General features: G+C 64.2%; 14 protein-coding genes. 9 read left to right on the plus strand and 5 right to left on the minus strand.

Annotation, left to right across the window (positions count from 1 at the left end):
* Nucleotides 1-31 precede the first annotated feature (31 nt).
* The 4 genes from HU144_RS14905 (at nt 32) to HU144_RS14920 (ending at nt 3,652) form a co-directional block, all read left to right on the plus strand.
* Nucleotides 32-598, plus strand: a complete 567-nt coding sequence (locus HU144_RS14905) for a hypothetical protein (protein ID WP_235351976.1) — start codon at nt 32-34, stop codon at nt 596-598.
* Between the two features lie 40 nt (nt 599-638).
* On the plus strand, nt 639-1,808 hold the full coding sequence (locus HU144_RS14910) for a sensor histidine kinase (RefSeq protein WP_235351977.1): 1,170 nt from the start codon (nt 639-641) through the stop codon (nt 1,806-1,808).
* 28 nt (nt 1,809-1,836) lie between these two features.
* The gene (locus HU144_RS14915) at nt 1,837-2,478 is read left to right on the plus strand and encodes a response regulator transcription factor (protein WP_328284301.1); all 642 of its coding nucleotides are present in this window, start codon (nt 1,837-1,839) and stop codon (nt 2,476-2,478) included.
* 67 nt (nt 2,479-2,545) lie between these two features.
* A complete protein-coding gene (locus HU144_RS14920; protein ID WP_235351978.1) occupies nt 2,546-3,652 on the plus strand; it encodes a DUF418 domain-containing protein in 1,107 nt (368 codons plus the stop codon).
* 77 nt (nt 3,653-3,729) lie between these two features.
* Here the strand turns inward: HU144_RS14920 and hpf are convergent, their stop codons facing one another.
* The 5 genes from hpf to mtrA all read right to left on the minus strand — a co-directional run bounded on the left by hpf (nt 3,730) and on the right by mtrA (nt 9,697).
* Nucleotides 3,730-4,389 (minus strand): ribosome hibernation-promoting factor, HPF/YfiA family, encoded by a 660-nt coding sequence (gene hpf / locus HU144_RS14925; RefSeq protein ID WP_198395324.1) that lies wholly within the window; start codon nt 4,387-4,389, stop codon nt 3,730-3,732.
* A 66-nt stretch (nt 4,390-4,455) separates the two neighbouring features.
* Nucleotides 4,456-5,178 (minus strand): ComF family protein, encoded by a 723-nt coding sequence (locus tag HU144_RS14930; RefSeq protein ID WP_235351979.1) that lies wholly within the window; start codon nt 5,176-5,178, stop codon nt 4,456-4,458.
* Nucleotides 5,179-5,238: 60 nt separating this feature from the next.
* Nucleotides 5,239-6,960 (minus strand): LpqB family beta-propeller domain-containing protein, encoded by a 1,722-nt coding sequence (locus tag HU144_RS14935; protein ID WP_235351980.1) that lies wholly within the window; start codon nt 6,958-6,960, stop codon nt 5,239-5,241.
* Complete coding sequence (mtrB, locus tag HU144_RS14940; protein ID WP_235351981.1) at nt 6,957-9,020, minus strand: MtrAB system histidine kinase MtrB; 2,064 nt, start codon at nt 9,018-9,020, stop codon at nt 6,957-6,959. Before mtrB ends, HU144_RS14935 begins: the two co-directional genes overlap by 4 nt.
* Nucleotides 9,017-9,697 carry an MtrAB system response regulator MtrA gene (mtrA, locus tag HU144_RS14945; protein WP_143921237.1) on the minus strand — a complete coding sequence of 227 codons (681 nt, stop codon included), beginning with the start codon at nt 9,695-9,697 and terminating at the stop codon, nt 9,017-9,019. The genes mtrB and mtrA overlap by 4 nt, the downstream gene beginning before the upstream one ends.
* Nucleotides 9,698-9,833: 136 nt before the next feature.
* On the opposite strand from mtrA, the gene HU144_RS14950 reads away from it, so the two are divergent.
* From HU144_RS14950 to HU144_RS14970, 5 genes are read left to right on the plus strand one after another with little or no spacing between them, the layout of a single operon-like run.
* Complete coding sequence (locus HU144_RS14950) at nt 9,834-10,886, plus strand: hypothetical protein (RefSeq protein WP_235351982.1); 1,053 nt, start codon at nt 9,834-9,836, stop codon at nt 10,884-10,886.
* Nucleotides 10,883-11,539 carry a hypothetical protein gene (locus HU144_RS14955; RefSeq protein WP_235351983.1) on the plus strand — a complete coding sequence of 219 codons (657 nt, stop codon included), beginning with the start codon at nt 10,883-10,885 and terminating at the stop codon, nt 11,537-11,539. The genes HU144_RS14950 and HU144_RS14955 overlap by 4 nt, the downstream gene beginning before the upstream one ends.
* Nucleotides 11,536-12,801: a DUF4350 domain-containing protein gene (locus tag HU144_RS14960; protein ID WP_235351984.1), complete on the plus strand. Its 1,266-nt coding sequence runs from the start codon at nt 11,536-11,538 to the stop codon at nt 12,799-12,801. The genes HU144_RS14955 and HU144_RS14960 overlap by 4 nt, the downstream gene beginning before the upstream one ends.
* Nucleotides 12,798-13,844 carry an AAA family ATPase gene (locus HU144_RS14965; protein ID WP_235351985.1) on the plus strand — a complete coding sequence of 349 codons (1,047 nt, stop codon included), beginning with the start codon at nt 12,798-12,800 and terminating at the stop codon, nt 13,842-13,844. The genes HU144_RS14960 and HU144_RS14965 overlap by 4 nt, the downstream gene beginning before the upstream one ends.
* Nucleotides 13,845-15,131, plus strand: a complete 1,287-nt coding sequence (locus tag HU144_RS14970) for a DUF58 domain-containing protein (RefSeq protein ID WP_235351986.1) — start codon at nt 13,845-13,847, stop codon at nt 15,129-15,131. It abuts the gene before it with no gap.
* Nucleotides 15,132-15,166 lie beyond the last annotated feature (35 nt).

A 15,166-nucleotide genomic window follows, 5' to 3' on the forward strand; every position in this document is an offset into this window, starting at 1 on the left:
CAACTGCTCACAGAAGGAACGAACACCCACCATGAAGAAAGCCGTCATCGCCCTTGCCTCTGCACTCTGCCTCATCGCCGCCGCCATCGGCGCTCTCTTCGTCTGGGAACACCAGTCGAAGCTCTCCCTCGAAGCACAGGTTGAGGACTTCCTCGACGCCTGCGGGACCGATGCCACAGCGGTCGATGTCCATGGCAGGCCCTACATCCTCTACGCCATGGCCGATTCCGCAGACCTCACCTATGTCGATCTCAGGCTGCAGGCCGGAACGAACAAGGACCAGCTGCTCGTCCACCGACTCAGTCAGGGTCATGCGGACCGCCTGTCACGGTTCGTCACCTTCGACCACCCGGACGGTGATGTCGATCCGATCGAACGGGCTGACGGGTCGTTCACAGAGGCCGCGATGATCAACGGTTCCACAGTCACCTTCTCCGCCGACACCGCCGGCGACCGACTGCAGCTGTTCGCCGATGGCCACCGCGCCGGTCAGATCGAGTTGGATCAGGACGTCACGGTCAAGGGTGCTGCTGTCACGGACTCCGGCGTCGTCGTCGAACTCGAGTACGCCTCCCCCGGCTGCGACGCTGCAGGATGATCCGCAGGGTGAGCAGCAGGCCCGACTAGACTGGGAAGCGATGAAGACTGTGATCACGTGGCTGTGGCTTCTTCCACTGCCCCTGACGTTCCTGCTCGAACTGCTCACCGGTTCGGGCTGGCTGCTCGTCATCGCCAACCTGTTCGCGTTGGCCACGGTCCTGCCGATCCTGGTACTCACCCAATCCCGCTCCACCGGGGGCAGGACCCCGCGCCTCGGTCTGCTGTCGCTGGCCGCCCTCCTCCTTCTCCTCGCCCTCATCCCCGTCGTCTTCGCCTCGACTCTGAGCCTGACCGTGATGTGGCTGAGTCTGGTGACGGTGGTGATGCTCGCGCGATGGTTCGCCACCCGCACGCAGCTGCTGCTTCTCATCCTGCTGTCCGTGGGCAATATCGTCGAACCCGGCCTGATGGGCTGGGCCGACGGTCTCACCTTCGCCTTCGGTGCTTCCACCGCGATCGTGGTCAGCCTGGCCCTGGGCCTGCTGTTGCGCATGATCGACCGTTCCCTCATCGAACGCCATGCCACCGCCGCCGAGGCGGAACGACGGCGGATGGCCACCGAACTCCACGATCTGGTCGCCCACGAGGTGACCGGCATCGTCGTCCTCTCCCAGGCTGCGGTGCGCAGCAAGGACCCCCGAGTCCTCAAGACCGCTCTGGGCAAGATCGAGGAGTCGGGGACCCGAGCGCTGGACGAGATCCGGTCATTGGTCTCAAACACCGCGACCGACTCACGCGAGTCCGGGGCCCGAGCCCCCGTCGCCTCCAGCATCCAGGCCCTCCTCGACCGGGCCAACGGCTTCACCGGTGCCCAGGACCTGAGAATCGACATCGATGGCACCGACACCGAGGCGGTTCCCTCCACCATCTGGCCCGTGCTCGACCGTGTGCTGGCCGAAGCGCTGACGAACATCCGTCGGCATGCGGGAGCCGGGGTGCCGATCATGGTCCGCGTCTTCACCACAGCCTCGGCGAGGCCCGGATCGACCACCTCGGCGGGGCCCGGGGACCGCTCCGGTCATGACATCGTCCTCACTGTAGGCAACGGTCCCGGTTCCGGTGGGATCGGTTCCGGCAGCGGAACGGGCCTGCGCGGTCTGCGAACGCGGGTCGACCACCTCGGCGGGGATCTGTTCGCCGGGCCCAGCCGGGACGGGGGTTGGGTGCTCGAGACTCGGATACCCTTGACCTCGAGAGTTCAGGGTTGAGTCCGACACGAGGCGACGGAGGACGAACGTGATTTCAGTGGCACTGGTCGACGATCAGGAAATGGTGCGGATGGGATTCTCACTCATCCTCGACGCCGATGACTCGATCACGGTGGTCGGGCAGGCCGCTGACGGGGTCGATGCCATCGAGCTGGCCAAGCGCGAACGTCCCGACGTCATCCTCCTCGACATCCGCATGCCCAAACTCGACGGTCTCGCGGCACTGCCCCGCCTGACGCCGATCTCCAAGGTCATCATGGTCACGACCTTCGACGATGACGACTACGTCGACGCAGCCCTGGCCGGCGGTGCCAGCGGATTCCTCCTCAAGGACGCCGGGCCCGACCTGCTGCTGGCCGCAGTCAGAGCCGCCGCGAACGGTGACGCCCTGATCTCACCGTCACTGACCTTGGATCTGCTCAGCCGCCGCTCCCAGGACAGCAGAACCGGTGAGGACCGTGTTGCCGACCTCAGCGAGCGGGAGAACGATGTCGCTCGCCTTGTGGCGCGAGGACGGACCAATCAAGAGATCTGTGCCGAGCTCTACATCTCGCTGGGCACCGTGAAGTCTCACCTGGGCAATATCCAGGCACGTCTCGCCGCCCGCAATCGAGTCGAGATCGCCGCTCGGATGTGGGAGTCGGGCGTGATGAATCGGCCGAACGGCTGACCCCTGCTCACACTTTCGGCCATTGTGCCGATGCGGGCAACATCGGGCCTCGACCAGGATGGAAGTCATGAGTTCAGACACCAACGACCAACCATCGTCCGCACCCACAGCCGCCGCCAACACCTACTCCGGTATCGACATCGACACCGGCAACGCCATCGACATCGGCGCCCCTGCCACCGCCACGCGCCGTCCTGCAGGCAGGGCCCGGATTGCGACTCTCGACGTGCTGCGTGGGATCGCCCTGTGCGGGATCATGATCGTCAATCTCCCGCCGATCTTCGGCCTCGGCGTTCTCGACGAATCCGGCGCCGTCGAGAGCCTCCGCGCTTTCGAGCAGGACATCGTGCAGAACCGGTTCTTCCCGATCTTCTCCATCCTCTTCGGCATCGGCTTCGGCATCATGTGGAACTCCGCCACGGCTCGCAGCCCCCGCCCCAGACTGGCGCTGCTGCGCCGATTCCTGTTCCTCGGACTCCTCGGTGCCGGCCACATGGTCCTACAGCCCGGTGAAGCTCTGCTGCCGTACGCAATCGCGGCGATCGTCATCCTGCTTCCCTCGACCTGGATACCGGCCCGGGCCCTGGCCGTGTCGTCCGCACTCGGCGGAGCGCTGCTCCTGGCCGCAGGTGTGTGGTCCGGTGGAGGACTCGTCATCATCCCGGGCCTGTTCTTGCTGGGATTTGCTCTTGGGTACACCGACATGGTTCGCCGTGCTCTGCGTCATCCGGACCGGCTGGCCCTGATCGGTGCGCTGAGCGCGACCATCTCCGTCCTCGGCTTCCTCCTCACCGACTTCCACACCCGCCAACTGCACCAGTGGATTACGGCCGGACTGGGCATCACCATGGCCCTGAGCCTCGTCGTCATCGTCATGCTGCTCATGCTCACCCCCGCCGAGGCGCTTCTGCGGCCGGTCTTCGCACCGCTGGGTCGCATGGCGCTGAGCAACTACATCGGAGCCACACTGCTCATGCTCGCCGTCAAGGCCGTTGAACCCGACCTGGCGCAGTTCGATGACCATGGCGGATATCTGGCAGGCGTGATCGTCTGCGTCGGCATCATGGTCATCCAGATCGTCGTCTCGGCGCTGTGGCTGCGCTTCGTCGGACAGGGACCGCTGGAGACACTCTGGCGCCTCGTCACCTGGGGTCGCGAGGGTGCTCGAGCCTGAGACCGGATACGACCGCAGACGCAGATCGCCGAGGTGGGGGTTCCCACCTCGGCGATCGTGCTTCTCGAGTGTTCAGGTCAGTCCGCGACGCCCTGAAGTTCGTGATCAAGAGTGATCACACCGTAGCTCCAGCCCTTGCGACGGTAGACGACAGAGGGTTTGCTCGACTCCTCGTCGATGAACAGATAGAAGTCGTGTCCGACGAGCTCCATACGGTTGAGCGCTTCTTCGATGCCGATGGGAGCGCCGTCGAATGTCTTCTCACGCAGAACCACGGGTGAGTCCCCTTCGGCCTTGATGCGGCCGTTCGTCTGATCGTTGTTCGCGGATTCGTTCGCGTCGATCGCTTGGCCCTCATCGGGAACCAGAGACTCGGCGACGGGCATCTTCGCCAGGGCCTCGGCTGTGGATTCCTTCCGGTGGTGACCGGCTCGAGGAACCTTGTTGCGGTCTCTGGCGCGCCGTAATCGCTCGACGAGCTTCGCCCAGGCCAGATCCAATGCTGCATATTTGTCGCTCGCCATGGCCTCCGCACGGATGGCCGGGCCCTTCGCAACGACCGTGAGCTCTACTCGCTCGCTCGTCTCCGGCTGACGGGAGTTCTTCTCATGAGCGACGTGTACCTCGACTCGTTGGGCTCGGGGTGCAAGCTGCTCGACCTTCGCGATCTTGTCCTCAATGTGGGCGCGAAAGCTGTCGGAGATGGTCAGTTGACGTCCGTTGACAACAATGTCCATGATGCGTCCTTAGCGACTCGTTCTTCGGATTCATCCGATCCCATTCCCTTGGATGGGTACCCCCCGTTATACAGTAAAGGGAGAGACAAATCGAGTGCCCCCGCGGCCGAGACCGAGAACGGCTCCTGCAACGGGTCTGATCTGCACCGATGCTAATACCCTTGCGCTTTCTGCCAGAGTCGCTCCGGTCGTCGCGAAGTCATCGACGAGAAGATCGACACCGGATTCCAGCGCGGTTTCACCGCCCTCCCCAGACAACATCGAAGGCAGCATCGCTGGGTTGAGATACTGCGATTTCGCCACGTTGCGCTCCCTGGCATGGGCTCCCAGACCGACCTGATCGTGATGGCGTCTGGTGAGGAGGACGTCGACCACCTCCAAAGACAGTTCGGGGACGAGTTCTCCCGCACGGCGAGCCAGGGCTGCGGTGTGGGAGCCGCCTCGGCGTCTCAGCGCCCGCGGGGAGCTCGGCGCGGGAAAGAGTCTGACCCGACCTCCCGGATGATGAGCCAACTCCAAGGCTGCTGTGACAGAACGAGCCAGCGCCAGGGCAAGAGGGTCGAGAATGTCCCGGCGGCCGTTGTCTTTGAAGCTGACCACCATATGAGAAATCTGCGAGCTGTATTCTGAGACTCCGACGACGGGAATCTGACCGTATCTCGGTTCCATGGCTCGCGGGATGCCCCCGAGAAGGTTCAGGCACGCCGTGCACAGGGAGACGTCCTCCCGCCCGCAGCCGGCACACCGGCGGGGCAGGAAGAGTTCGCCGAATTCGGTCAGCAGTCCCATGGGAGAAATCTACTATGCCGCGTCTGCGGGCGGGGCCGCTGTCTCCGGCTCTCCGGAGCCTCAGCCTGGGTAGGAGGGGTATTTCGCCGAGATGTCGATGAGCTTCTGCCAAGCATTGGAATTGTAGGAGTAGATCTCTCCGGATGAGCTCGTCACCAGGATCGAACGACCGTCCTCACCGGAGGCGATCCGACTGCCGTCGGGGACCTCTCCCAGCTGTGCAGGAGGCCCTGTGACCCCGATGCGGAACGGCTGGACTTGTTCGCCCTCCGATGCGGCCAACGCCACCAGCGAGGTCGATCCGGCCCAGGAGATGTCCTTGATCTCGTCGAAGTTCGACCCGACCTCGATCGGCGCGTCGGACACGGCGCTGGACGGATTTCCCGCCTTGTCTCGCGGGATGCCGACGACGTCGATGCGTGAGGGCTCTCCCTTGTGCCTGCTCAACAGCGCGATCCGAGTGCCGTCGCGGGAGACTTCCACATCGATGAGGTCTCGACCGGAGAGGAAGTCCGCGGCGATCGTGTACTCCTTGCTGTCTTCGCCGATGGCCGTGAGCTTTCCCTTATTGTCGCGTTCCCCGGTCCAGACCGTGTTGAACCGATCGATGCTGGGGCGTACGAGCCTCTTGCCCTTGAGGATCGGAGTCGCGTCAACGGTGTCGGCCTTGAGGCGCATCAGCTCCTTCCCGGAGTTCTGCAGGTAGACGTAGAGCGAATCGTCGAACGAGACCGCCGGGTCGCTGGCCTTGGCCTTCGACAGGTCCGGACTGTTCTCGACTTTCGCCACGGTTGTGCCCGAGATGCGTGAGAGCCGGTCTTTGGCCAGCACCACCGGGGGCCCGTCGACCTGGACCGAGGAGTCGGTCTTCGGCTGCAGACTCTCCGACACGGCCTGTCCCCCGATGGTCAGTTCGATGCTCGAAATTGACGGGATGACCTTCAGCGTCGATGCGATCTGCTGTCGGATCATTCCCTTCTCCTGGTCCGTCGGCGCGTCACCCTGGTTGCTCAAGGCGATGTGCGCCACGCCGTTCTCGATGGTCACCACGTTCGTATCGCTGAGTTTCACTCCGTCGGGTATCGACGTCACGACCGCGCCCGAGAGATAGGAGGCCGGGCCGCTGAGGAGTTCGTTGATGAGTGCTGTGGGCGTCGACGAGGAGCGGAGGAACCAGCGGGAATCGGGAACCAGGTAGGAGTAGTCGGAGGTGAAGAACTGCAGCGAGTAGTTGAGGAAGATCGTCTGGAACTCTGTCTGGGATATCAGCAGACCGTCGGGCGCCGAGGCGATGCGCCACTCACCATTCTCCTGCCGCAGGGAGAACTCCAGATTCGACTGGGTACCCGATTTGGCGGAGTTGAAGATTCCCGACGAGTTGACGAGTCCGACGACCGGCACAGACATCGTCAGCGTCTTCTGGTCGGAGGTGATATTTTGGTTGACCGAATCCAGATCGGTGTCATTGGGCAGCAGCGACACCGATTCCTGCGGGTTCCACTCCTGTGCCTCGGCCTCGGTGAGGAAGGACTTGGCGACAGAGAAGTTGTTTCCGGTTCCCGCGCCGGCGGAGAGGAAGCCGCGGACGATGTCACCGACGCTGTCGCCGGGTTCGGGTCCGTCTGGGATCCGAGCGCTGCTGGCACCCGGGTCACCGGATCCTGCTTCGATGTGTCCCACGGGCGAACTGCTCGGGATCGAGGAGCAGGCCCCCAGCGCCAGGCTGGCCAAGACTGCGAGGATGAGCATCTGCAGACCCTTCTTACTTCGGGACGTCGTCATGACTGCGATCCTCCTTTGGGTGCTGCATCCGGGGGCCAAACGGTGTCCATGTCGATGTCAAGGTCAGTGTCGTCGCCGACTGGAGGCTCGGTGTCTGCATCAGAATCGGTCTCTGCGTCGCCGGCGTGCTCGGTGGATTCAGCGGTATCGGTGGCTTCGTCGGTATCGGTGGCTGCGTCGGTATCGCTGGCTGCGTCGGCAGCAGTGTCTGCGTCGGCGTGGTCGAGTACGTCGACTGCGGGTTCGGAGTTCTTGGAGCTGTCCTCGGCATCCGAACTCTCAGCGTCGTCATCGATGATGTCAGCGTGACTGCGGACAACCTCGGGCACATCAACATACCCTTCGTCGGTGGGAGGAGTCTGACCGGTCTCAACCACGATGGGAATGGATCCGGTCTGGATCCGCACGGAACCGTCCGAGGACAGCGGACCGGCCACAAGGGCTGCACCCTGGATCTGGGCATCCCGAGGCGGCAGAGGCAGAGGCGAAGAGGTGATCTCCTGATCGGGACGGCGCGGGATCGTCAGACGGAAGCATGAGCCTTCTTCAGGTTTGCCCCAGACCTGCAGCCAACCATTGTGCAGGTGGGCATCCTCGAGCGAGATCGCCAGTCCCAGACCAGATCCGCCCAGGGTGCGTTTGCGGGCGGGATCCGCACGCCAGAAGCGGTCGAAGACGTGCTCGACCTGTTCGTCGTTCATTCCCACACCGTGGTCGCGCACACTCACGGCCACCGCCTCGGCGTTGGAGGCGACATAGATGTCGATCGGGTTCGACTCCCCGTGCTCGATCGCGTTGACGACGAGGTTGCGCACGATCCGGGTGATGCGCACGCGATCAACTTCGGCCATCACAGGCGAAGACGGGGCATGGACGACGATGTTCGTGTGCATCTGATCGGCCACCATCGACACTGTCTCGATGATCGAGGTGACGATGGCTCCAATGTCGACGGGCTTGGCCACCAAGGCAGCGGCACCGGCATCATAACGGGAGATCTCAAGCAGGTCCGAGAGGAGGTTGTCGAATCTCTCGGCCTGCGAATTCAGCAGCTCGGCGCTGCGGGCCGTGACGGGATCGAGGTCATCACGGGAGTCGTAGATGAGGTCCGCAGCAGCCCGAATGGTGGTCAGAGGTGTGCGCAGCTCGTGAGAGACGTCGGAGACGAACTGGCGCTGGAGGACTGACAGTCGCTCCATCTGCTGGATCTGGTGCTGAAGGGTATCGGCCATGTCATTGAAAGACTCCCCCAGCACCGCGATTTCGTCATTGCCGTGGACGGGCATGCGTTCGTCCAGGTCACCATCGGCGATCAGACGTGCCACCTCGGCGCCGGTGCGCACAGGTGTGACGACGAGTCGGGTGACGATCCACGCCACAGCACCCACGAGAACGACGAGAACGAGGGCAGCGACGAGCATCGACCTCTGGACGAAGTCGAGGGTGTCCTGCTGCTCGGACAAGTCGCCCAGATAGTAGAGCTGGAACTGACCGGCGTTGGGGATCTGGAGCTCCTGGGAGATCAGGAGCCCGGGGCCGGACCCATCGGGAAGCGCCACCGACTGGTAGAGCATATCGTCGGTCGGGGCCTTGCCGATGGCGTCCTTGAGCTCATCGGTGATGGGAACGTCGGTCGCCGCACCGTCGGAGTCTGTCGACCCGGCACTGACCGTCGAAAACGAGGAGTTCGGATCGCTGGGTTCCAAGGTCAGCGAATACACGGATCCGGTCGACCGGTTGTAGATCGACGACAGCTGAGAGCTCAGATTCTCCTGTGTGACGGCCTGCCCGTCGACGGGGGCGAGGCTGCGCAGCTCGGAGACGATGGTCCCGGCCTGGGATGACAGGGACTGGAGCCGAGTGTCGAAGAGGCCACGCGAAATCTGCTGTGACATGTACGTCCCCACCCCGAAGATGGCCACGGAGGTGAGGACGATGGTGAGGACGACGATCCGCAGCTGCAGGGAATGACTGAACGAGCGGAGGAGGAACTTCCAGAACGTCCGGATCGCCGAGGCTGCGGTGCGGATCGCTCCACCCACAGCCGGGGAGCGACTCACGCCGCTCTGCCTGCCTTATATCCGACGCCGCGAACGGTGACGATGATGTCTGGCTTCTCCGGGTCGCGTTCGATCTTCGAACGCAGACGCTGCACGTGCACATTCACGAGGCGCGTGTCCGCAGCGTGCCGGTATCCCCACACTTCTTCGAGCAGGGTCTCGCGGGAGAAGACCTGCCATGGCTTGCGGGCCAGGGCCACCAGCAGATCGAACTCGAGCGGAGTCAGTGAGATCGGGGAACCGCCCTTGGTCACGGTGTGACCGGCAACGTCGACGACGACATCGCCGACGGTGAGCAGCTCCGGCGCCTGAGGTTCGGAGATCCGCAGGCGGGCTCGCACCCTGGCAATGAGCTCCTTGGGCTTGAAGGGTTTGGGAACGTAGTCGTCGGCACCGGATTCGAGCCCGAGGACGACGTCGACGGTGTCAGATTTCGCCGTGAGCATGATGATCGGCACCGAGGAGATCTCGCGGATCTCTCGGCAGACCTCGAGTCCGTCCTTTCCGGGCAGCATGAGGTCGAGGAGGACGAGGTCCGGGTTCACCTTCTCGAATTCTCCGAAGGCCTGATCACCGGTAGCGCAGAAAAAGGGCTCGAAGCCTTCACTTTTGAGCACAATTCCGATCATTTCGGCCAAAGCCGTGTCATCATCAACTACGAGGATACGAGCGTTCATCTGTCCATTGTCGCTTATGAGAGTCCAATCTTTCGACCTCGACACCCCCACCCGTGAACGCAGACGTTGTGAACTCGACTTCAGGGGGCGATTCGACTCGGCGGCGGACTGCGAAACATGGCAGGATTGCTTGGTGATGGGACGATCGAATGCGTGGACCTCCGAGGTCGATTGGCAGACCGGTCAGTGGCAACGACGAGGTCAGGGCCCGACGCATCACGAATGGCACCCGCCTTCCCCGCGTGGAGTCCTGGCCAAACGACCGCTGACCTTCTTCGAGGTGCTCGATTCCGGTTTCCGGCTTCTGCGCTTCATCCCCGGCCTCACCATCGGTGCGGCACTCATCGTGTTCACGCTCTGGACTCTCCTCCTCACTGCCGTCGGAACCTTCGTCGTCCTTGAGTTCCTGCCCTTCCTCAACGAACTCGTCAGCAATGACGATGCGATGTCCGGGTTCTTCCTGCTCGCACAGATGGGATCGTTCGCGATCAGCCTGCTCAGCCTCGGCGTCGCCCATTTCCTTGCCGGGCTGGCCGCGGCTGGTGCCGAGAGCTCGTTCGGGGCACGCAAGACCACGCTGACGCAGTCGTGGATGTCTCTGCGCGGGCGCCGGTGGTCACTGATTCTCGCCGCAGCGCTCCTGGGCACGATCAATCTGGGTCTGCTCATTCTGCTCGGACTGCCTTCTCTTCTCTTCGCACTGTTCGACAACACGGTCCTCGCGATCGTCACCGCTTTCATCGCTTTGGGTCTCTGGCTCTGCGCCCTGATCTGGCTCAACCTGCGATTCGCCTTCACCGGGACCGCGATCTCCGTCGAAAGGCTGGGTGTACGTGCCGGGCTGAAGCGCTCCTGGAGCCTGACCGGCACAGGTTTCTGGCGCACCCTCGGACAGCTGGGCCTCGGCTACCTCCTGTCCAACCAACTGGTTCAGCTCGTCATCACGCCCCTCGTCACGGTCATCACCGTGATCGCCACGATCGCCATCGGCACCGCTGACGCCAGCTCCATGTCGATGACGATCATCCTCGTCATCGCGGGAGCGATTCTCCTGCTCCTGACGACCGTGTCCTCGGCGATTCTCTTCGCCTACTTCTCGTGCCTCGTCTGTGTCTGCTACTTCGACCAGCGCATGCGCTCCGAAGGCTTCGACCTGGTCCTCATCCGTCGCGAGGAGGGCACCGCATGAGCCTGCTGAGCAGTTCGGTCATCGACCGTGACACCGGCCGTGAGTGGGTCGAGCACGAACTGTCGAAGACGGAGTACTCCGACACCGACCTGACCCCTCTGGAACAGCTCGGACAATGGTTGAGCGACATCTGGAACGCGATCGTCTCCGGGGCGCTGCAGGGCAACTCTCCGTGGCTGATCCTCATCGTCGTCGTGGCCCTGGCCGCCATCGTCGGTCTCATCATCTGGCGGGTCCGACGGGTCGGGCTGCGGAAGACGACTCTCCCGCTGGCGGCCTTCGATCCTGTCGTCGCCTCACCTGAGCCCGGTCCCTGGAGGGACAGCGCGCGGGCCGCCGCGCAGCGCGGCGATATGAGGTCCGCGGTCATCGACTCCGCACGCGCCATCTTCGCCGTGCTGTCCCAGAAGCACATCGTCACACTCGATTCGGCGTCGACGGCCAGCGAGCTCAGCCGTACGGCCGGAGGCGCACTGCCCGAGCACCGGCTGGAGCTGGCCCGGGTTGCGGAGGTCTTCAACGACCTCCTCTTCGGCGAGGACTCGGCCCGGACCTCAACCGCTTCGCTGCCTGCGACCTATACCGAGTTCCTTGCACTCGATGAGGCCTTGAGCGCCCTGAGCCCCCGGCACCGATCGGCGGTGGCATCATGAGTGCCCTCATCGACGTCGCCACCAGAGGCACACGGTCGCGTGCGGCTGTGCCCCTGACGGCTCGACTGAGATCGGCTGGAGTGTGGATCGTCGCGGCCGTCGCCATCCTCATCACCGTGATCGCGACGATGCTGATGACGTCCGATCGTGACTCCGAGGCACCGCTGCACTATGACTCCACGGCTCGCGAGGGCACGAAGGCCATGGTCGAGACGCTGCGCGACCATGGGGTCGATGTCACCACCACCGAGGATTTCGACACCGCCCATGAAGCCTCGGGCCAGCCCGGGACGACACTCCTGATCCCGACGAAGGCTGATCTGCTCTCGCAGGGCGACATCGACGGCTTCCGGTCCCAACTCGCCGCCAATGACAACCGGCTGACCCTCATCGATCCCGGCTACTCGGTCCAGGACTTCACCGACCGCATCACGGTCGATGACAGCCTCAGCCCCCTGGCGACACCGGATGAGATCTCACAGCCTGACTGCGAGGTCCCGGCCGCCCGGGCTGCAGGTGCGGTGGAGACCGGTGATGCGCAGTACGCCGAGGCACGGAAGGGTATTCAGGGGCTGAGCACCTGCTATCCGTTCGCCGGCCCCGGCGTCACTCAGATCGCCGGCGGCGAGGTCACCCCCGGGTCGGCTCACGGACAGCTCATCGTCGATGAGGGCGGCGGAGGCAAGGGCGATTTCCCTGTCACCGTGCTCGGCAATTCTGACTGGGTGACCAATGCCGGCATCGATGAGGAGGGCCATGCCTCGCTGGTGCTCTCCCAGTTGTCACAGACCGACCATCTTGTCGTCTACTACCCCACCGAATCCGGTGAGTCCGAGTCGGCTCCGTCGACTCTGGACTATGTGCCCAGCTGGTTCATCGCCGGTGCCCTGTGGCTGGCTCCGTGCGTGCTGATCCTGCTGCTCATCCTCGGCCGCAGGTTCGGCCCTCTGGCCGTCGAACGCCTCCCGGCCATCGTTCCCGCGGTGGAGACGGTGCACGGGCGGGCTGCTCTGGCCGCTCGCAGCCATGACCGGACCGGGGCTCTGCACACTCTGCGCACGGGCGCCCTGCTGCGCATCGCGAAACGGTTGGCCTTGGGTCCTGAGGCCGGCCGCCACGACATCATCGCCGGAATCGTCAACGCGACTGGCCGCGACCCGGCCCAGGTCGAATCGGTCTTCTCCTCCGCGGTGCCCCGCACCGACTCAGATCTGGCGAACATCGTCCATCTGCTCACTCTCATCGAAAGCGAGATCTCATGACACAGGCTCCAGGCGAGAACTCCGCCCAGCAGCAGAACCCCGCACAGCCGCAGCAGACCCAGCCGGCGGCGCAGCCCCAACCGGCTCAGGAGCGCGATCCTCTGCGGGATTCGTTCATCGATGTGCGCGCGCAGATCGCCAAGGCCGTCGTGGGCCAGGACGAAGCGGTCACCGGTATGCTCATCGCCCTGCTGTGCCAGGGCCACGTGCTGCTCGAAGGTGTGCCCGGTGTCGCCAAGACATTGCTGGTGCGCAGCTTCGCCACCTCGGTCAGCCTCGACAACGCCCGCATCCAGTTCACGCCCGACCTCATGCCCAGCGATGTCACCGGTTCCCTGGTCTACGACGCATCCGTGTCGAACTTCGAGTTCCGACCCGGCCCGGTGTTCACGAACATCCTCATCGCCGATGAGATCAACCGCACGCCGCCCAAGACGCAGTCGGCTCTGCTCGAGGCCATGGAGGAACACCAGGTCTCGGTCGGCGGCGGGTCCCGTGCCCTGCCCGAACCCTTCATGGTCGCAGCTACCCAGAACCCCCTCGAGTACGAGGGCACCTATCCCCTGCCCGAGGCGCAGCTCGACCGGTTCCTGTTCAAACTCGTGCTCGGACTGCCCGAACGTGAACTGGAATTCGAGATCCTCGACCGTCACGCGCGCGGCTTTGACGCCTCCCACCTCGCCGAGGCGGGGCTGACCCCGGTCGTCGATTCGGCCATGATCGCCCAGGCTCGGGAGCGAATCGCCGAGATCTACATCGCGCCGCAGGTCATCACCTATATCGTCGATCTGGCCCGAGCGACTCGACAGGCACCATCATTGGCCCTGGGCGTCTCTCCCCGCGGTGCCACGCGGATGCTCGGTGCCGCACGCGCCTATGCCTGGCTGTCGGGTCGCGGCTACGTCACCCCCGATGACGTCAAGGCCCTGGCGCACATGACCCTGGGTCACCGTGTGATCCTGCGTCCCGAGGCGCAGATGGACGGACTCAACGTCGATCAGGTCCTCAACTCGATCATCGCGACCACCGAAGTCCCGCGCTGAATGACCACACGACTGCTCCTGCTGGCCCTGCTCGGGCTCATCCCCGTCATGCTCGTGCCGGGATGGACGAGTGCCTTGATCGTGTCCGGCATCATCGTCATCGTCGCGCTGCTCGACTTCTTCCTCGTACCCCCGCCGAGGCTGGTCGCCCTCCAGCGCACGCCCGGGCCCATGGTCCGACTGGGTGACGCCACCGACTGCACCCTCACCGTGGTCAACGACTCCCCCAGACGTCTGCGCATCGCGGTCCGTGATGCGTGGTCACCCAGTGCCGGGGCGAAGAGCACCCGCTCACGATTCGACCTCCCCCCAGGCGAGAGCACGCAGGTGGTGACACAGCTTCTGCCTGTGCGCCGCGGGGCACTGCACGCAGACAAGGTCACCATCCGCTCGCGCAGCGTCCTCGGTTTCATCGCCCGGCAGAAGAGCTTCGATGTTCCGGCGATCGTGCGGGTCCTGCCTCCGTTCATCTCTCGCCGCGAACTTCCCTCGAAGACGCAGAAGCTGCGAGAACTCGACGGGCGGTCCGCCGTGATGATCCGCGGTATGGGCACGGAGTTCGATTCGCTGCGCGACTACGTCGACGGTGATGATGTGCGCTCAATCGATTGGCGCGCCAGTGCCCGCTCCCAGGACCTGGTCGTCAAGACCTGGCGTCCCGAGCGTGACCGCAGGGTCGTCATCGTCGTCGATTCCTCACGGCTGGCTGCGCGACGGTGCGCAGACGGCACGATCTTCGATGCCGCGTTGGAGTCTGCTCTGCTGCTGACGGCCCTGGCCTCTGGAGCAGGTGACCGCGTCGATGTCGTCGTCGCCGATGCACGCATCCGCGCAATCGCCTCGAGCCATCGGTCGAAGGACCCGGTCCATGACCTGTCGGTGGCGCTGACGACGGTCCACCCGGAACTCTACGATGCCGACTGGGAGCAGATTTCGACGACTGTTCTGGCCACGTCACGCCAGCATGCCCTCGTCGTCCTCGTCACCGCTTTGGATGAGGGCAGCGTCTCCGATGAGATCCTGCCGGTTCTGCCGACATTGTTGGCCCGTCACCGGGTGGTGCTGGCCTCGGTGGAGGATCCTGGCTTGGGTGAGCTGGCGGCCAAGCGCGAGAGCACCGATGAGATCTTCACGGCCGCCGCTGCGGAATCGGAGCTGCTGACGTCGAAGTCACTGCAGACCCGTCTGCGCGGAGCAGGTGTCCAGTCCGTCGAAGCCGGTCCCGATGACCTGCCCGGTGCGCTGGCTGACCTCTACATCAATCTCAAGGCCACCGGGAAGCTGTAGGCGCTTCACAGGCCAGTGGAGGCCTTGACCGGTCG

The sequence above is a fragment of the Brevibacterium sp. UCMA 11752 genome, assembly GCF_021532235.1.
GTDB lineage: Bacteria > Actinomycetota > Actinomycetes > Actinomycetales > Brevibacteriaceae > Brevibacterium > Brevibacterium antiquum.